Origin of the sequence: Sphingobium sp. SA916 (assembly GCF_002894065.1) — a bacterium.
In the GTDB taxonomy this organism is placed as follows: Bacteria; Pseudomonadota; Alphaproteobacteria; order Sphingomonadales; family Sphingomonadaceae; genus Sphingobium; species Sphingobium fuliginis.
Map to the genome: position 1 here is coordinate 17,421 of NZ_LXYF01000025.1, position 18,916 is coordinate 36,336.

The following is an 18,916-nucleotide window of genomic DNA, read 5'->3' on the forward strand; positions in this document are numbered from 1 at the left end:
GGATATGAACAGGCACAAGTCCCTTTCCGGCGGATCGCTGATCGAGCGGGCGACCGAAATCTACGATTTCAGCGCGGCCCTGCGCGGGCGCGCGGCGCCCGCGGTCGAAGTTCCGGCGGGCGAACCCGTGGTGGAGACCGCGCAACCCGCGCCCGCCGCCGTCGAAACGCCGGTCCCCGAAACGCCGGCCCCCGGCTATCGCGCGCCGGACTGGACCGGGCCGGTACAGCCGATCGACCGCATCGCGCTGGTCGAGGCGGGCTATCTGCTGCCCGACGGCCCCGTCACCGCGATGAGCGAGGAGTTCCGGCTGCTCAAGCGCGACCTGCTGGCCGAACTGGCGGGCAATGCGCGGGGCAACCGGGTGCTGGTCTGCTCCGCCCATAGCGGGGAGGGCAAGAGCTTCTGCGCGATCAACCTGGCGCTCAGCCTGGCGGCGGAGAAGGATCGCGAAATCCTGCTGGTCGACGCCGATTTCGGCAAGCCCGGCATCCCGCAGGCGCTGGGGCTGACCGCAGGGCCGGGCCTGATGGACGCGCTGGCCGATCCGGCGATTGCCATCGAGGATTGCGTGCTGCGCACCGACATTCCCTCTCTCTCCGTGCTCCCGGCCGGACAGCGGAGCAACAACGACACCGAATATCTGGCCTCCGCGCGGACGGAAATGCTGCTGGGCCGCCTGACCGAGGGACGGCCCGACCGCATCGTCCTGTTCGATTCGCCGCCCCTGCTGGCCGCTTCTCCTGCGGCTGTGCTGGCCGGCCACGCCGCCGTCGCGCTGCTGGTGGTGCGGGCGGACAGGACGACGGAAGGCGCGCTGCGCGATGCGGCCGGACTGCTCAAGGGCGCGTCCAAGGTGAAGCTGCTCCTGAACGGTGTGAACTTCGCCAGCGGCGGACGGCGTTTCGGCAGCTATTATGCGCATGGCCATGATCGGGAGCATGCGGGCTGATGATCTCTCGCATAACCCTTCTTCTCGCGGGGATCGCCCTGGCCTCGCCCGCCCTTGCGCGGGACGAGCAGCGCAAAGTCGACGTCACGCCCTATCTCGGCATCGACCAGGTCGTCGTCGCGCCGATCCAGGGCGGCGGCGACGTTCTGACCTATACCAACGTCACCGCGGGCGTGACCGCCAGCGTGCAGACGCGGCGGCTGGAAGCCGCTGCGGACCTGCAATATGCACATAGCTTCGGCTGGGGCGATGACCTCAGCGATCAGGACATCATCAGCGGGATCGTCAGCGGCCAATATGGCCTCGCGCGCGGGCTGTCGCTGAATGCAGGCGGCCTGGCGACGCGGGTCCGCACGGACGGGTTCTCGGGCGCGTCGGTGCGCAATGACGGCTATAGCAGCCAGGTCTATGCAGGCTATGTCGGCCCGTCCTATGTCACGCGGCTGGGCGATCTGGACATCAGCGCCTCCTACCGGCTCGGCTATGCGCGGGTCGAGGATGACGTGAATGTCGATTTCCCCGGTGCGCCTCTGGGCAATGGCTTCGCGGAGTCGACCACCCATGACCTGATGGGTTCCGTCGGCGTCGGGCCGGGGGTGTGGATGCCGCTGGGCCTCGTCGCCAGCGCAGGCTACAGCCGGGAGGATGCAAGCCAGCTCGACCAGCGGTTCGAGGACAAATGGGCGCGGCTCGACGCCACCCTGCCGGTATCCCCCACGCTCGCCCTGATCGGCGGCATCGGTTATGAGAAGATCGAGATCAGCCAGCGTTCGCCCTTGCTCGACGGCAATGGCGTGCCGGTAATCTCCTCCAGCGGCCGCTACGTCACCGACGACAGTTCGCCTCGCCAGCTCATCTATGATTTCGACGACATCATCTGGGATGTCGGCGTGCTCTGGCGGCCGAGCCACCGCACCTCGCTGACCGCGCGGGTGGGCGAACGCTATGGCGGCATGACCTATTCGGGCAGCTTCATCTGGCAGGGCCGGGACAAGTCGTTCGCCCTGGTCGTGTTCGACGGCATCGACAGCTTCGGGCGCGTCATCACTTCCGATGTGGCGGCGCTTTCGGGCAGCGACCTCAATATCGTGCGCAATCCCTTCACCGGCGACTTCACCGGCTGCGCCTTCTCCACCAGCGGGGGCGGGCAGTGCTTCAACGATGCGCTGGCCGGGGTCACGGGGGCGAATTTCCGCTATCGCGGCGTGGCGGCCCAGTTCGCGGCGGAGCGCGGGCCCTGGGGCATGGGTGTCGGCCTTGGCTATTCGCAACGCAAGTTCGTGACGCCTTCGGGTGAGACGGTGCTGGTGCGCGGCACGCGGGACCAGAACTGGTACGGCAACGCCTCGCTCACCTATCGCGTCGACAGCCAGTCGAGCATCGATACGGCCGTCTATGCCAATTATTTCGACGCCAGCGGCAACCGGCTTGACGTGCTGAACCTGGGCGCCTTCGCCAGCTATTACCGGCTCGTCACGCGCAATCTGCAGGCGTCCGCCTCGGTCGGCGTCGACAGTGCCAAGGCGGACAATCTGGACGCCGTCATCAACGCCATGGGCCAGCTTGGCCTTCGCTACACATTTTAAGCCAATGCCCCGTCGGGTGGAGAGATAGTCATGTACGACCAGTTCTACGGATTGCAGGGACGCCCGTTCCAGCTGACGCCGGACCCGCATTTCTATTTCGAGAGCGCGACCCATCGCAAGGCGCTGTCCTATCTGGGCTATGGCCTTGCGCAGGGAGAAGGCTTCATCGTCATCACCGGCGACATCGGCGCGGGCAAGACGACGCTGGTCGGGCACCTCATGAACACCATCGACCCGTCGCGCCTGACGGCCGTGAAGATCGTCTCGACGCAGGTGGAGGGCGACGACATGCTGCGCCTTGCCGCGCAGAGCTTCGGCCTGGGCGTCGACGGCATGCCCAAGGCGCAGATACTGAAGCAGATCGAGGGCTGGCTCCATGCGCAGGCGCGAGCGGGCAAGCGGTCGCTGCTGATCGTGGACGAGGCGCAGAACCTGCCCATTTCCGCGATCGAGGAATTGCGGATGCTGTCCAACTTCCAGTTGGGCGGGCAGTCGCTGTTGCAGATATTCCTGCTGGGCCAGCCGGAATTTCGCGACCTGCTGAAATCGCCGGAACTGGAGCAGCTTCGCCAGCGGGTGATCGCCACCCATCATCTGGAACCGATGATGCGGCGGGAGGTCGAACCCTATATACTGCACCGCCTGTCGCTGGCCGGATGGCAGGGCGATCCGCAATTCACGCCGGAGGCTTTCGCCGCCATCTATGCCGCGACCGGCGGCGTGCCGCGCCGGATCAACGTGCTGGTCAGCCGCGTGCTGCTGCTGGGCGCGCTCGACCAGCTTTCGGTGATCGATGCCGAAGTGGTCTATGCGGTGGTGAACGACATGGGCGCGGACGCGGACGTAACGCCGGAACCGATGGCGCGCAGCGTGCTGGACGATGCCGGGGAACTGGCGGACATGCCTGCTGCCGTGCCGTTCGCGGCCGACCCCGCGGTTTCCGACGAGGTTGCGTCCTTGCGCGCCGAGGTGGAGGCGCTGCGGGCCGCCAGCCCCGGGCCGGCCACGGACCTGCTCGATGAGATCGCTTCCCTGCGGGCGGAGATCGACACGCTTCGGGCCGAGAACGACTTTGCCCGCAGCGCGCCGAGCGTCGATCCCGAAGCGCTGAAGGACTGCTTCGCCCTTGTCGAGGAACGGCTTTCCACGCTGGAGTTCCGCGTGACGGAGCAGGACACGGCGCTGCGCCGGGTGCTGACGCTGCTGGTCGAATGGGTCGAGCGCGAGGAAAGGCTGGGCGAAACGCAGCAAAGCGCCGCCGCCTGACGGACCCATGCTGAACGCCCTATCCGTCGATGTCGAGGACTGGTTCCAGGTCGGCGCTTTCGAGCGCACGATCCGGCGCGAGGATTGGGCGGGCCTGACCCATCGCGTCGAGCGCAACACCGATGCGGTGCTGGCGCTGTTCGAGGAGGCGGGGGTCAGCGCGACCTTCTTCACGCTTGGCTGGGTGGCGGAGCGCTATCCGGCGCTGATGCGGCGCATCAGCGCGGCGGGGCATGAGGTCGCCAGCCATGGCTATGACCATAAGCGGGTCTTCACCTTCGACGGGGCGCAGTTCCGCGCCGACCTGCGCCGGTCGCGGGCGATCCTGGAGGATGCGACCGGCCAGGCGGTGACGGGCTATCGCGCGCCCAGCTTTTCCATCGACCGGCGCAACCCCTGGGCGCATGAGGTGCTGGCGGAGGAAGGCTATGCCTATTCCAGCAGCGTCGCGCCGATCCGGCACGATCATTACGGATGGCCCGAAACGCCGCGCTTCGCCTGGCGGCCGGTCAAGGGATCGCCGCTGGTCGAACTGCCCGTGACCACCGCGAGGTTCGCGGGGCGGACGCTGGCGGCAGGCGGCGGCGGCTTCTTCCGGCTGCTGCCCTATGGTTTTTCGCGCTGGGCGATCCGGCAGGTGAACCAGCGGGATGGGCGGCCGGCGATCATCTATTTCCATCCGTGGGAGATCGACCCCGGCCAGCCGCGCGTCGAGGGCGCGCCGTTGCGCTCACGGGTGCGGCATTACAGCAATCTGTCGGTCATGGCGGCCAAGCTGCGTCGTCTGACGCGGGACTTTTCATGGACCCGCGTGGATGCGCTGGCGGCGCAGGAAGCGGAGCGGGCGGCATGATGGCGGGGGAAATGCTCGTCACCGCGCTGGACCTCGACGATCCGGCGCAGCGGAGCGCGGCGGATAAATTCGTGATGGCGCATCCGGCGGGGACGCCCTTCCACCGGCCGGCCTGGTTGACGGGCGTGGAGCGTGGGACCGGCAATCGGGCGCACATGCTGGCCGCCGTGGCGCCTTCGGGGGAGATGGCCGGGCTGCTGCCGCTGCATCATGTGAAAAGCGCCCTGTTCGGGCAGGCTCTGGTGTCGTCGGGCTTCGCCGTCGACGGCGGCATTCTCGCCAGCGATCCGGCGGCGGTGCCTGCTCTGGCCGCAGCCTGCGAGGGCATGGCGCGGGACGGCCGCATCGCCTCGGTCGAAATCCGTGGCGGTCCGGCGCCGGGCAGGGGCTGGGCGCTGCATGAGGGCAGCCATCTGGGCTTTGCGCGCCCTATCGCGGCGGATGATGAGGCGGAACTGCTCGCCGTGCCGCGCAAGCACCGGGCGGAGCTGCGCAAGGCGCTGGCCAATGACGCGCTGCGCGTCGAGATCGGGCGGGAGGCGCGGCATCGACAGGCGCATTACCGCGTCTATTCGGAAAGCGTACGCAATCTCGGCACGCCGGTCTTCCCGGCACGGCTGTTCCGCGAAGTGCTGGCGGCCTTTGGCGAGGATGCGGACATATTGGCGGTCTATGAGGGGGAACGGCCGGTTTCGGCGGTGCTGACCCTCTATCATCAGGGGCGGGTCATGCCCTTCTGGGGCGGCGGCATTGCGGATGCGCGGCGGCTGCGGTCGAACGAACTCATGTATTTCCGGCTGATGGGTCATGGCCGGGCGCGGGGCATGCGCGTCTTCGACTTCGGCCGTTCCAAGACAGGCAGCGGACAGGCGGCGTGGAAGAAGAGCTTTGGCTTCGACCCCGTGCCGCTTTCCTATCATAGCTGGTCGGCCACGGGCGAGCGGCGGGACATCGATCCCAACAGCCCGCACTATCAGCGGCGGATCGACCTCTGGAAGAAGCTGCCTCTGCCGGTTGCGAACCTCATCGGACCGCTCATCGCGCGGGGGCTGGGGTGAGGGGGGACATCCTCTTCCTCTGCCATCGCATCCCCTTTCCGCCGGATCGGGGCGACAAGATCCGGTCCTATCATCTGCTGGAGCGGATGGCGGAGGTCGCGCCCGTCCATGTCGGCTGCTTTGCCGACGATGCGCGGGACATGGGCTTTGCCCCCGACATGGCGAAGCTGACAGCCAGCCAGTGCGTGCTGATGCGCGACCGCTCGCGCATCATGGCGGGTCTCAGAGGGCTGGCGAAGGGGCAGCCCCTGCTGGTGTCGCTGTTCGATCATCCCGATCTGCATCGCTGGGTCGCGAAGACGCTGGCGGAACGGCCCATTGCGGCGGTCGTCACCTATTCGGCGCAGATGGCGCATTTCGTGCCCATGCTGCCGGACGGGGTGCGCTTCGTCATGGATTTCGTGGATTTCGATTCGGCCAAATATGCCGCTTATGGCGCGCAGGGCTCCGGCCCCATGGCCTGGATCAACCGGCGCGAAGGGCGCATGCTGCTGGACTTCGAGCGGAAGGTGGCTGAACGCGCCGACCTCTGCGCCTTTGTGAGCGAGGCGGAGGCGGCGCTGTTCCGGCGCGAAAGCGGGCTGGGCCCCGATAGAATCGTTGGCATCGACAATGGCGTCGCGCTGGACTTTTTCGATCCCTCGGCGGATTTCCCCGCCGTGGATCGGCCGGACGGGCGGCTGCTCGTCTTCACTGGCCAGATGGACTATCGCCCCAATGTCGAGGCGGTGGAGAGCTTTGCCCGCGAAACCCTGCCCGCGATCCGCGCCCGCTGTCCGCAGGCGCTTTTTGCCATTGTCGGCCGCAATCCCACGAAATCGGTGCAGGCGCTGGCGGCTTTGCCCGGCGTGATCGTGACCGGCGCCGTGCCCGATGTCCGCGGCTGGCTGGCGGCGGCGGACGTGGTGGTGGCGCCGCTGCGGATCGCGCGGGGTATCCAGAACAAGGTGCTGGAGGCGATGGCCATGGCGCGGCCCGTCGTCGCCTCCCCCCAGGCCGCCGAAGGGATCGACGCCCGCGATGGCGAGCACCTGTTGATCGCCGCCGACCCGGGGCAGGAGGCGGAGACGCTTCTTGCGCTGCTCGCCGATCCAACCCGCGCCGCGCGCCTTGGCCATGCGGCGCGATCCCGGATGGAGGAGCGCTACCGCTGGTCCGCGACGCTGGCGAAGCTGCCGGACATGCTGTTCGGATCGCCGGGCGCCGCCGACATGAGGGCCGCGTGATGGAAAGCGCGCTCCCCATGCGGCCGGAGGTGAAGCTGTCCGGCTGGCGCGGTCATCTGACGGCGTTCGCCATCATCGCCGGCACGATCCTGGCGCTGTTCCACCGCGACCTGCTGGGCATGATGGCGATCTGGTGGAACGCCTCGACCTATGGCCATTGTCTGTTCGTGCCGTTTCTTGTCGCGTGGCTGGTGCAGCAACGTTTGCCCGGCCTGCGCCGGCTGGAGCCATCCGCCTGGGCGCCGGGGCTTATCTGGCTGGGGCTGGGCGCTTTCGCCTGGATGCTGGGCGCGGCGGCGGGCGTGGCCGTGCTGCGGCACGGCGCGCTGATCCTGATGTTGCAGGGTTCTGTCATCGCGCTGCTGGGACCGGCCGTGGCGCGGGCGCTGCTCTTTCCGCTGTTCTACGCCTTCTTCATGGTGCCCTTCGGCGAGGAGATCGTCGCGCCCCTGCAACTGGTGACGGCGCATATCAGCATGATCCTGCTCGGCCTGACCGGTATTCCGGCGCAGATGCAGGGCATCTTCATCACCACGCCCAATGGCTATTTCGAGGTGGCGGAGGCCTGTTCCGGCGCGAAGTTCGTGATCGCCATGACGGCCTATGGCCTGCTCGTCTGCAATGTCTGCTTCACCAGCTGGAAACGGCGGGTCGCCTTCATGATCGGCGCGCTTTCCCTGTCGATATTGGCGAACGGCGTGCGCGCCTTCGCCACCATCTTCGTCGCGGAAGTGACCACCATCGATGCGGCGGCGGGCTTCGATCATGTGGTCTATGGCTGGCTGTTCTTCGCCGTCATCATGATCGTGGTGATGGCGATGGCCTGGCCCTTTTTCGACCGGCAGCCCGGCGATCCCTGGTTCGATCCCGAACATCTGCGCCATGAAGGCCATGCTTCGCCGGGCGCCGTCGCGGGCGGCGCGCTGGCGATGATCGTGGCCGCGCCCCTGTGGCTGGCGGCGAGCGCGGCGGTGGGCCAGCCTCTGCCCGGCGCACCCGCCATGCCGGAGGTCAAGGGCTGGGTCCGAAGCGACGAACCGCCGCTCCCGCTCTGGCGGCCGCGCTTCGACGGCGCCGATTATCTGGCCATGGCGAGATACCGCAATGCGGAGGGACAGGTGGTCGATCTCGCCATTGCGACCTTCGACCGGCAGGATGAGGGGCGCGAACTGGTCGGCTTCGGTCAGGGCGCGGCGGGCACCGACAGCGGATGGACCTGGTCGCAGCCCGCCGCCGCGCCCGAAAATGCGCGCGGCGAGCAGATCACCGGCCCGGGCCGGCTGGTGCGCCATGTCGTCAGCTTCTATGCCGTCGGCAAGGGCCAGCCCACCGGCAGCGCCCATCTCGTCAAGCTGGAGACGATGAAGGCGCGCCTGCTGGGCAGTGACCAGCGCGCCGCCGCCATCATGGTTTCGGCAGAGGAACGGGCAGGCCGTCCTTCGGACGCCGCCATTGCCGCCTTCCTCCATGATCTGGGCGATGTGAAGGATTTGGCTGACCGCAGCCTCCGAACCCGCTAAGACCCTTCGAATGTGCGGAATTGCGGGCATTTTCCACCTTGAAACGGCCAAGCCGGTCGATCCGGCGCGGGTCGGGTTGATGCTGGACGCCATGCCGTGGCGCGGGCCGGACGACAGCGGCATCTGGACCGCGCCCGGCGTCGGGCTGGGCCATCTGCGCCTCTCGATCATCGATCTGGGCAGCGGCGCGCAGCCCATGCTGACGGAGGATGACAGCCTGGCCGTCGTCTTCAACGGCGAAATCTATAATTTCCGGGAAGTCCGCACGGAACTGGAGGCCAAGGGCCACGTCTTCCGCACGCATAGCGATACGGAGGTCATCCTGCACGGCTATCGCCAATGGGGCGAGGCCTGCGTAGAGAAGTTCAACGGCATGTTCGCCTTTGCCCTGTTCGACGCGCGGGCGCAGGCGCTCTGGCTGGTGCGCGACCGGCTGGGGGTGAAGCCGCTCCATTATGCGCTGCTGTCCGACGGCAGCCTGATCTTCGGTTCGGAACTGAAGAGCCTGCTCGCCCATCCCCTTTTGCGGCGTGCGCCGGACCTGTCGGCGGTCGAGGATTATCTCGCTTACGGCTATGTGCCCGACGACGCCTGCCTGGTCGCGGGCGTGCGCAAGCTGGGCGCGGGCGAGACGCTGCGCATCGTGCGCGGGCGGCCCCTGCCGCAGCCGCAGCGCTATTGGGACGTCAGCTTCGCCGACCGCAGCAGGGCGAGGCCGGAGGCGCTGGAGGAGGAACTGGTCGCGCTGATGCGACAGGCGGTCCGATCCCGGATGGTGGCGGACGTGCCGCTGGGCGCCTTCCTGTCGGGCGGAGTGGACAGCAGCAGCGTCGTCGCGCTGATGGCGGAGGCGTCGAAACAGGCGGTCAAGACCTGCACCATCGGTTTCGACGTCAGGGAACTGGACGAGACCGCCTATGCCGACAGGGTGGCGCGGCGCTTCGCCACCGACCATCGCACCCGCATCGTATCGCCCGATGATTATGGGCTGATCGACACTCTGGCGCTCCATTTCGACGAACCCTTTGCCGATGCTTCCGCGCTGCCGACCTACCGGGTGTGCGAACTGGCGCGGGAGCAGGTGACGGTCGCGCTCTCCGGAGACGGCGCGGACGAGGCCTTTGCCGGCTATCGGCGGCATCGGTTCCAGATGCAGGGCGAAAGGCTGCGCTCGCTGATCCCGGCTTCGGTGCGGCAACCGCTGTTCGGGACTTTGGGCCGCTGGTATCCCAAGGCCGACTGGGCGCCCCGCCCCCTGCGCGCGAAATCGACCCTGCTCGAACTGGCGGGGGAGGGCGGGGAAGCCTATGCCGCATCGGTCGGCGTGACGCCCCATGCGCTGCGGCAGCGGATGTTCAGCCAGGACATGAAGACCCGGCTCGGCGCCTATCGGGCGGAAGATCGCTATATCAGGACCATGGCGGAAGCGCCCGCGCGCGATCCGCTGGACCGGGCGCAATATGCCGACATTCGCATATGGCTGCCGGGCGACATCCTGACCAAGACCGACCGGATGAGCATGGCCGTCAGCCTGGAGGCGCGGGAACCCCTGCTCGACCACCGGCTGGTCGAGTTCGCCGCGCGGCTCCCGGTGGCGCAGCGGATTCGCGGGAACAGCGGCAAATATCTGATGAAGAAGGCGATGGAGCCTTTCCTGCCGCAGGACATACTCTACCGCCCGAAAATGGGCTTCGTGACCCCGATCAGCGCCTGGTTCCGTGGACCGTTGGCGGGCGAGGCCACGGCGATCGCCGGAGGATCTGCATTGGCGAAGACTGGCTGGTTCGACGCGAAGATGCTCGGCAAGATCGCGGCGGACCACAAGGCCGCGCTGGCCGATCATGGGCGGCTGCTGTGGCAGTTGCTGATGCTCGACAAGGCTTTGGGAAGGTTGTTTGCGCTTTGATCCGGACGATGCACGCTCCTGCGAAGGCAGGAGCCCGATCGCGAGGTCAGAGCCGGGTTCCCGCCTTTGCAGGAACCTGTTGATCTCCATTCAAACTCTTGAAAGCTGCTCCGACCAGTGCCAACGGAGCGGACACGCCAAGCTGATCAGGGTCCATAAGTGACAGTCTCCAAGGAAATATTGCGGGTGCGCCTGTACCTGCTGTGTCTGCTGGGGGACATGGCGGGGCTTTTCCTGTCCTTTCTGCTCGCCAATTATCTGGTGCTGGGCGCATGGCTGGGCGAACCGGGCAAGCCGCACGGCATCGTCATGTTCGCGATGATCGCGCCGCTTTACGTGCTGCTCGGCGTGCAGGGCGGCGCCTATGGCATCCATATGCTGGAGGATCTGCGGCGCGGCATTTTCCGGGGGTTGATGGCGCTGGCGCAGGCGGCGATGCTGATGCTGCTGATCGTCTATCTGGGGAAGATCGCGGAACAGCTTTCGCGTCTGACCTTCATCGTCGGCCTGGGCATTTCGGCAGTTGGCGTGGCTGCCGTCCGACTCGCCATCGGGCGGCTCGGCGCGCATCTGCTGGGCGAGGTGCCGCATCTGACCGTGGTCATCATGGACGGCGTGACCATCGACACCGGCCCGCACATGCATGTGATCGAGGCTGGGGCAGCCGGCCTGCAGCCCAAGGGGCATGACGCGGACATGGCGGCGCGGCTCGCCGCCGCCGTGGGCATGGCGGAACGGGTGATCGTCGCCTGCCCGATGGAGCGGATGGACGACTGGTCGGTGGCGCTCAAGTCCCTGTCGGCGCGGGGCGAGATCGTCGTGCCGGAACTGCTGCGCTTCGCCCCGGCGCGGGTGGACGAGTTCGACGGTCAGCCGACGATCATCGTCGCGGGCGGGCCGTTCCAGTTCCGCGACCGCCTGATCAAGCGATTCTTCGACATCGTCGTCGCGACGGCGGCCACCATCGCGCTTTCCCCCGTGCTGATCGCGGCGGCGCTGGCGGTGAAGCTGACCAGTCCCGGCCCGATCATCTTCCGCCAGCCGCGCATCGGCCGCGACGCCCGGCCGTTCAACATCTATAAATTCCGTTCCATGCGGACGGAGGCGAGCGACCGGAAGGCCGACAAGCTGACGGCGCGCGATGACGATCGGGTGACGGCTGTGGGCCGTTTCCTGCGCAAGACCAGCATCGACGAGCTGCCGCAACTGTTCAACGTGCTGCGCGGCGACATGAGCATCGTCGGCCCGCGCCCCCATGCGGCCGCCGCGAAGGCCGGCGACCGCCTCTATTGGGAGGTGGACGAGCGCTATTGGGAGCGGCATTGCATCAAGCCGGGCATGACCGGACTGGCGCAGGTGCGCGGCCATCGCGGATCGACCGACCATCATCAGGACCTGATCGACCGGCTCCAGTCGGACCTGGAATATGTCACCAAATGGTCGATCTGGCGCGACCTGCGCATCATCGTCGCGACCATCGGCGTGCTGGTGCACCACAAGGCCTATTGAGGGATGGGCCTGTTGACGGACAGCATCGACCTGATCGCGGCCCTGGCGCTGCTGCTCTCGCTGGCGGCGGTGGCTTGGCCGTTTCTCTTCTACCCCCTGATCCTGCGCCTGCTGCCGACAAAGGCGGAGCAGCCGGCCGCTGGGCCGCCGCCATCCGCATCGCTGCTCTTCTGCGCTTATAATGAGGCAGCGGCGATGCCGGAAAAACTGGCCAATCTGGCGATGTTGAAGGCGCGCCATCCGGCGCTGGAAATACTGGCCTTCGACGACGGCTCGTCGGACGAGACGGCGGCGCTGATCGAAGCGCGGGGCGATCTGGTGACGCTGCTGCGCGGGCCGGGGCGCAGCGGCAAGGCGCATGGCATGAAGCTGCTGGCGGCGCGGGCGCAGGGCGATGTGCTGATCTTCACCGACGCCAATGTGATGCTGGACCCCGACGCCATCGACAATCTGCTGGCGCGCTATGCCGATCCGGACATCGGGGGCGTGCTGGGGTCCCTGCATTATATGGGCGACGGGGAAAGCGCCACAGCCTCGGTCGGGTCGCTCTACTGGCGGATCGAGGAACGGTTGAAGGACGAGGAATCGCGCACCGGCAATGTGCTGGGGGCCGACGGGTCGATCTTCTCAATCCGCCGGGCGCTCTATCCCGACTTTCCCGACAGCGTGCTGGACGATCTGACGGTGTCGATGGCGGTGGTCTTCGCCGGCAAGCGGCTGGTGAAGGCGAAGGACGTGATCGCCCGGGAGCGGCTGGTCGCCGGGCGTGGCGACGAATATCGGCGCAAGGTGCGCATCGCCGCCCGCGCCTGGCATACGCACAGCCATTTGCGGCCGCAATTGCGACGGATGCGCGGGGTCGACAGGTTCAAATATGCCTCGCGCAAGATCGTGCGATGGTTCGGCGGTCTCTTCATACTGACGGGGATCGTCGCGGCGGGGACGCTGGCGATGCGGATTTCCCCGATGCTCTACATGGTTGGCGGGCTGACTGGGGTATTCATCCTGTGGCGCGGGCTGCGGTCCAGGGGCGGACCCTTCGCGGCGGCGGTGGACATCGTGCTCGCCTATTTCGCGACCTTGCAGGGCGTGGCCAAGGCGATGACGGGGCGAACCGTGACTATCTGGAACCCCGCCAAGTCGCGCTGATTCCCGCCTTTGCGGGATGTCGGGCCTGATGGGCCACGCACAACGGAATCGCTCGCCAAAGCGGCGGCATATTGTATAGGCCGGTGCCAACTGCTTTTTGGAGCCAAGGCGTGATCACTTTCCAGCGGGTGGCGAAAGCCGCCGGCAAGCATCTGACCCGGACAATGCTGGCCGTGCGCAAGGCCATGGGCGCGCGGGCGAACCGGGCCTGCCCGGCCTGTGGGCAGGCGGTTGTGGGGTTTTTCCGCTATGGCGACAATGCCGAATGGGGCTGTCCGAACTGCGGCGCTTCCCCGCGCGAACGGTTGATGAACCATCTGATCGCTAGCCATGTGCTGACCGTGCCGGAACAGGGCGCGGTGCTGCACATGGCGCCCAATGAAGGCAGCCTGGTGCGCCGCTTCTCCACCGCCGCCGACTATACGCCCGCCGATCTCGATCCCGGCCGCTACCATGTGCCGAACATGCGGCGCGTCGACCTGATGGCGCTCGATGCCAGCGACCGCTACGACCTTTTCTATGCCAGCCATGTGATGGAGCATGTGCCGGACGATCATGCCGTGCTGCGCAACATCCATCGCGCGCTGAAGCCCGGCGGCGAAGCCTGGCTGATCGTCCCGTTATGGGACAGGCCGACCGAGGATGGCAGCTTCGACATGCCTCCGCGCGAACGCGAACGGCGTTTCGGCCAATGGGACCATGTGCGCCAATATGGCCCGGATTTTGCCGACCGCATCCGGGCCGCCGGCTTCGATCTGGAGGAGATCGACGCCAGCGCCATCGATGCCGATACCCGGCATTATTTTGCGCTGGACGACAGGCTGTTCCGCGCGCGCAAGCCGCTCGCGACCGGCGCCCGGTGAGCATGCCGCCCGGCAGCGCGCTTGCCCGGATGGAGGGGTCGGCGCGCATCCTTGCCCTGATCAAGCTCGCCAATGTCGGGCTGACCCTGATCTGGGGCTTTGCCGTCACCTATGTGTTCGTGCGCGCCCTGCCGCTGCGCGAGTTCCAGTCCTTCCTGCTGCTGGTGGCGTTCGGCAATTTCACCATCTCCGCCGAGTTCGGCCTGACGAGTATCGTCTATGCGCGGCTGCGGCGGCATTGGTTAGGGAATTTGGGGCCGGCGAATTTGGGGCCGGGGAATTCAGGACCGGGCCAGGACGGGGCGGGCGGATTCCGGCTGGAGGAAATGGGCGTCCTGTTCCTGTTCCTTGGCCTGCTGATCGTCGGCGGCCTGGCGATCCTGTCGGTTTCACTGGCGGCGGGCGGATTGCGCACGGGCATGCCGCTGCTGTTCCTGCTCTTCTTCCTCTCCGCCTGTCTCAACCTGCCCGCGCTGCTCGCCAAAAGGGCGCTTGCGGCGGTGGACGGCAATTTCCTCTGGGAAGCGCTGGATTGCCTGCGCCGGGTGATGACCATCGCGCTGCTGCTGTTCATCCTGCAAGGGCTGGACCCGCGCGTCTCCGTCGCCCTGCAACTTTGCGTGAGTGCGGCGGTGATCGGCTATGCCATCGCCCTGGTGCATCGGCGCCTCGGCATGGAGGCGCGGCACTGGCTGTCCTTCAGGGTCGGTGGCGGCCATGTCAGGCGCCATTATCTGCGGGACATCGGCGCATCGGCTGCCTTCACCATTTCCGAAATCCTCGCCTATAACGCGCCCTATTTCACCATCGCCGCCGCGACCCATGACGCGCGGCCGATGTTGATCTTCGACTTTTTCTTCAAGATGTCCCGCTCGCTTTCCATGCTCGTCAGGGCGACGGTGGAGGCGGCCTTGCCCCGGATCACCCGCGCTTTTCATGCGGGCGACGGGGTAAGGCTGCGTCAGTTGATGGTGCGGGCGCTTGGCGCGGCGCTTTTCTTCGCGCTCGCCGCTTCGGCGGCCTTGCTGCTGCTGGGCAAATGGCTGTTCGCAAAGCTGTTCGACGGCCGCGCGGCGATCGACCGGATCGACCTGCTGCTGATCGGCGGGGCGCTGCTGGCGCTCGCCCTGATCTGCGTGTCCGTCTATGTGCAGGGCGCGCTGGGACGGTTCACGCTGCTGCTCGGCCGGTCCTTGCCCTTCCTCGCCGGTTCGCTGCTCAGCGTGCCGCTGGCCCGGATATTCGCGCCGGAGCGGTTCGACCTGCTGTTCCTGATCCTCTACACGCTGACCCTGTTCGCCGCCGCATTCATCCACGGCCTTTCCCTGCGCCAGTTGATGGGGAAGCGCGCATGAAGGTCGCGATGTGCGATCCGTCGCTCTTCACCGGCCGCTATGACGACAGCCTCTGCGCGGCGATGGCGGCAGAGGGCGTGGACGTCACCCTGCTCGGTCGACCGATGCGGGAGACGGATGCCATCGTGCCGCAGGGCTATGGCTATGAGCCGCGCTTCTTCCGCCGGAGCGAGACCCTGCGCCAGCGCATCGGCGAAGGTCGGGCCTTCCGCCTGCTCAAGGCCGCGGAATATGGTTTCAGCTGCGCGCTGGGCGACCTCGCCCCACTGGCCAGGGCCGATGTGGCGCACATGCAATGGCTGCCGCTTGCGCCCGCCGACCGGATCATGTTGCGGCGGTTGAAGGGCAGGACCGCGCTGGTCCATACCGTGCACAATGCCGATGCCTATCATGCCGACGCCGGGGTGCAGGGCAGGGGCTATCGCGGCCTGCTCGACATGTTCGACGCGCTGATCGTCCATGGCGGGACGACGCGGACCGCGCTGGAGCGGCAGGGCATCGATCCGAAACGCATCCATGTGACGCCGCATCCGCCGATGCGACTTGCGACGGCCGGGACGGAGGATCTGGGGCAGGTGCCCGACGCTGTCCTGCCGCGCCTGCTCTTCTTCGGCACGATCCGCCCCTATAAGGGCGTCGACCTGCTGCTGCAGGCGTGCCTGTCGCTCTGGCGCGCCGGGCATCGTTTCGAACTGGTGCTGGCGGGCAAGCCGTTCATGGACGTCGCCCCGCTGCTCGACAGCGTCCATGCCGCCGGCTTTGGCGAGCGGCTGATCGCCGATCTCGCTTTCCTGACCGAACAACGGCTCGACGCCCATATGGCGAAGGCGGACATATTGGTCTTCCCCTATCGGCATATCGACAGCAGCGGCGCTTTCCTGTCGGCCCTGCACCATGGCAAGGCGATGGTCACGTCGGACGCGGGCATGTTCGCCGGCCTGCCGGAGGAAGTCGCCGTCAGGACCCCGGCGGGAAATGCACCCGCGCTTGCGCAAGCCCTCTTGCCCCTCGTAGAAAGCGCGGCCATCAGGCAGGCTTTGGGAGCGCGCGCGCGCACCTATGGAGATTCAATGGGCAATTGGAAGGACATGGCGCTGGCCACCATCGCCATCTACCGCAGCGTGACAGGGAAATGAGCCGCCATGTCCGGGAACTGCGCGACCGGGCGCTGGCGGTGCGGCTGGCGCTGGCGGGGCGGATGCATCAATATCCGGAAATCCAGGCGCTGCGCCGTTTCCTGAGCGCCTTTGCGGTCGATTGCGTGTTCGATGTCGGCGCCAACCGGGGCCAATATGCGACGATGCTGCGCAAGGATGCGGGCTTCGACGGCACGATATTGTCCTTCGAGCCCAATCCGGACATCTTCTCCGAACTGGAACGGAATGCCTCGTCCGACCGTCAATGGCATGTGTTCAACATGGCCCTGTCGGATTTCGACGGCATGGCGAGCTTCAACATCATGGCGGCCGACCAGTTCAGTTCGCTGAAGACGCCGTCCGGGGAACAGGACGCGATCTTCGCCGAACGCAACAGGGTGACGCGCTCGGTCGACATGCAATGCCGCCGGTTGGAAAGCCTGCTGCCCGAACTGAAGCGCGCCCATGGCTTCACCCGACCCTTTCTCAAGATGGATACGCAGGGGCATGACCTGTCCGTCTGCGAAGGCGCAGGCGATGCGCTCCACGACATGGCGGGCGTGCAGACCGAACTCGGTGTCCGGCCGATCTATGAAGGCGGGACCGGCTATCGCGCGATGATCGACTGGCTGGCGGAGCATGGCTTCGTCCCCTCCGCCTTCTTCGCCAACAACAAGGGGCATTTCCCCCTGCTGGTCGAGATGGACGGCATTTTCGTCAATCGGGCGCTGCTGCCGCTGGAAGGCTGATGTTCAATCGGTTGCGCCCCATCAGTGCCACCCGTCTGCTCCTTGCGGGCGCGATCGGGCTGACGCTCTGGCTGGGCGCGACCTTCCTCTGGCATGTGACCTACAGGCAGGGCATCAGCCTGGCGGTCATCCTGTTCCTCGATCAGGATTTTCCGGCGCTTCTGGGCGCGTTGCTGCTGCTGACGCTGGCCGCCCCCTTTGCGGAGGGTCTGGGCTGGCGCCTGCCTGCGCCGCGCGCGCGCATAACGGTGCCGCTGGTGCTGCTGTTCGGCCTGATCGCCTGGGCGGGCCATTACTGGCTGTTCCAGGACTATTCCATCTCCCGCGACGAGGAGGTCGCCCGCTTCGCCGCCGCCTATATGCGGGAGGGTTTTCTGGCCCGCCCGATCCCGATGGAGTGGGAGGCCTATCGCCGGGCGATCATGCCCGAATTTTTCTCCCCCTTCGGCGCGGCGGATTATTGGACCGCGGCCTATCTGCCGGTGAACAGCGCGATCCAGGCGCTGTTCTGGCAATTGGGCGACCCGAATCTGGCCGGGCCGGTGCTGCTGATGGCGGGGCTGTTCGCGCTGTGGCGGGTGGCGCTGCACCTTTTTCCCGACAGGCCCGACGCGGTCTGGGTGACGATGCTGCTGGGCCTGTCTTCGGCACAGCTCTGGGTCACGGCGATGACGCCCTACGCCATGACCGGGCATTTCGCGCTCAACATGATCTGGCTGGCGCTGGTGCTGCGCGGCGGGCTGATCGGGCATCTGAGCGCCGGGGTGGTCGCGCTGGCGGCGGCGGGGCTGCACCAGTGGCATTTCCCGCCGATCTTCATCGCGCCCTTCATTCTCTGGATGCTGCTTGGGAAACGGTGGAAGGTCGCGATCTTCCACATCCTCGTGCTGGCTGCCATCGTCATAGTCTGGGCGAAGCTATGGCCCGCCTTCCTGACGCATGTGCTGGGGCAGCCGACCGACGTGCGTCCTTCCGCAGGCGTGGCGGACAAGGTGGGCAGCCTGTTCGAGCGGTTGGGCGACCGCTGGCAGCCGCTGGTGAATCTCAGCCGCTTTGCCGCCTGGAACAATATATTGATGGTGCCGCTGGCGACGCTGGGCGTCTTCGCGATGCGCTGGCGCAAGGCGATCCGGGGGCAGGAGATCGCGCTGCCGCTGGCGCTGGGCTGCTTCGCCGGATGCGCCCTCGCCCTGGCGCAGGGCTATGGCTGGGGCTATCGCTACGCCCATGGCTTCATCGGGCCTTTCTGCCTGCTGGCGGGCCTTGGCTGGGCGCGTTTCCGGACCGGCGCCATGCGCCCCATGTTCCTGGGCGCGGCCATAACATTGCTCAGCAGCGCCTTTCTCGTGTGGCGGACGCACGGCTTCGTTGCGCCCTATGCCGCAAGCCACAGGATGATCGACGCTTCCAGGGCCGATGTCGTGCTGGTCGACCCGCGCGGCGGGCTTTACGTGACGGACCTGGTGCGCGGACGCAACGGCGTGCCGGGCAAGCCGATGGTGATGAACCTCGGCATGCTGACGCTCGAGCAGGTGGACAATCTCTGCAGGAATTATGTGGTGGAGCTGTTCGACCGCGCGGAGTTCCGGCCCCTTGGCGTACCGCTGGCGCGATGGAATCTGGGGCGCATGGACGCGCTGCGGGCGCATATGAAGGAAGAGGGCTGCGACAAGCCGGTCCAGCCGCCGCTGCCGGAGACGGAGGAAGAAGCGTTCAACGCGGCGGGGGCTGTGCTTTGATCCTGTCGTCGTCCCAGCATTGAGCGGCCAGCATTGAGCGGCCGGCATT

15 protein-coding genes are annotated in these 18,916 nt (G+C 66.9%); all 15 read left to right on the forward strand.

Features of this window, described 5'->3' with window-relative positions; all coding sequences use genetic code 11:
• The first annotated feature begins 4 nt into the window (after positions 1-4).
• The 15 genes from A8G00_RS05595 (at position 5) to A8G00_RS05665 (ending at position 18,867) form a co-directional block, all read left to right on the forward strand.
• Entirely contained in the window at positions 5-952 is a 948-nt protein-coding gene (locus A8G00_RS05595) for a P-loop NTPase (RefSeq protein WP_099185914.1), read from the forward strand.
• Complete coding sequence (locus A8G00_RS05600; protein ID WP_099185913.1) at positions 952-2,538, forward strand: hypothetical protein; 1,587 nt, start codon at positions 952-954, stop codon at positions 2,536-2,538. The genes A8G00_RS05595 and A8G00_RS05600 overlap by 1 nt, the downstream gene beginning before the upstream one ends.
• Before the next feature lie 30 nt (positions 2,539-2,568).
• Entirely contained in the window at positions 2,569-3,804 is a 1,236-nt protein-coding gene (locus A8G00_RS05605) for an XrtA/PEP-CTERM system-associated ATPase (RefSeq protein WP_099185912.1), read from the forward strand.
• Positions 3,805-3,811: 7 nt separating this feature from the next.
• Positions 3,812-4,657 carry an XrtA system polysaccharide deacetylase gene (locus A8G00_RS05610; RefSeq protein ID WP_025549651.1) on the forward strand — a complete coding sequence of 282 codons (846 nt, stop codon included), beginning with the start codon at positions 3,812-3,814 and terminating at the stop codon, positions 4,655-4,657.
• The gene (locus tag A8G00_RS05615) at positions 4,654-5,715 is read left to right on the forward strand and encodes a FemAB family XrtA/PEP-CTERM system-associated protein (RefSeq protein WP_099186002.1); all 1,062 of its coding nucleotides are present in this window, start codon (positions 4,654-4,656) and stop codon (positions 5,713-5,715) included. The genes A8G00_RS05610 and A8G00_RS05615 overlap by 4 nt, the downstream gene beginning before the upstream one ends.
• On the forward strand, positions 5,712-6,941 hold the full coding sequence (locus A8G00_RS05620) for a TIGR03087 family PEP-CTERM/XrtA system glycosyltransferase (protein ID WP_099185911.1): 1,230 nt from the start codon (positions 5,712-5,714) through the stop codon (positions 6,939-6,941). Before A8G00_RS05615 ends, A8G00_RS05620 begins: the two co-directional genes overlap by 4 nt.
• Positions 6,941-8,461: an exosortase A gene (gene xrtA, locus A8G00_RS05625; RefSeq protein ID WP_099185910.1), complete on the forward strand. Its 1,521-nt coding sequence runs from the start codon at positions 6,941-6,943 to the stop codon at positions 8,459-8,461. The genes A8G00_RS05620 and xrtA overlap by 1 nt, the downstream gene beginning before the upstream one ends.
• A gap of 10 nt (positions 8,462-8,471) precedes the next feature.
• Positions 8,472-10,367 carry an XrtA/PEP-CTERM system amidotransferase gene (locus tag A8G00_RS05630; protein WP_099185909.1) on the forward strand — a complete coding sequence of 632 codons (1,896 nt, stop codon included), beginning with the start codon at positions 8,472-8,474 and terminating at the stop codon, positions 10,365-10,367.
• Between the two features lie 159 nt (positions 10,368-10,526).
• Complete coding sequence (locus A8G00_RS05635) at positions 10,527-11,876, forward strand: sugar transferase (RefSeq protein ID WP_048575347.1); 1,350 nt, start codon at positions 10,527-10,529, stop codon at positions 11,874-11,876.
• A 3-nt stretch (positions 11,877-11,879) separates the two neighbouring features.
• Complete coding sequence (locus A8G00_RS05640) at positions 11,880-13,025, forward strand: glycosyltransferase family 2 protein (RefSeq protein WP_099185908.1); 1,146 nt, start codon at positions 11,880-11,882, stop codon at positions 13,023-13,025.
• A 110-nt stretch (positions 13,026-13,135) separates the two neighbouring features.
• Complete coding sequence (locus tag A8G00_RS05645) at positions 13,136-13,888, forward strand: bifunctional 2-polyprenyl-6-hydroxyphenol methylase/3-demethylubiquinol 3-O-methyltransferase UbiG (RefSeq protein WP_099185907.1); 753 nt, start codon at positions 13,136-13,138, stop codon at positions 13,886-13,888.
• A gap of 2 nt (positions 13,889-13,890) precedes the next feature.
• Positions 13,891-15,243, forward strand: a complete 1,353-nt coding sequence (locus A8G00_RS05650; RefSeq protein WP_253257923.1) for a hypothetical protein — start codon at positions 13,891-13,893, stop codon at positions 15,241-15,243.
• A complete protein-coding gene (locus A8G00_RS05655) occupies positions 15,240-16,379 on the forward strand; it encodes a glycosyltransferase family 4 protein (protein WP_103000265.1) in 1,140 nt (379 codons plus the stop codon). Before A8G00_RS05650 ends, A8G00_RS05655 begins: the two co-directional genes overlap by 4 nt.
• Positions 16,376-17,128: an FkbM family methyltransferase gene (locus A8G00_RS05660; protein WP_099185905.1), complete on the forward strand. Its 753-nt coding sequence runs from the start codon at positions 16,376-16,378 to the stop codon at positions 17,126-17,128. Before A8G00_RS05655 ends, A8G00_RS05660 begins: the two co-directional genes overlap by 4 nt.
• A complete protein-coding gene (locus A8G00_RS05665) occupies positions 17,128-18,867 on the forward strand; it encodes an MFS transporter (protein WP_099185904.1) in 1,740 nt (579 codons plus the stop codon). The genes A8G00_RS05660 and A8G00_RS05665 overlap by 1 nt, the downstream gene beginning before the upstream one ends.
• Positions 18,868-18,916 lie beyond the last annotated feature (49 nt).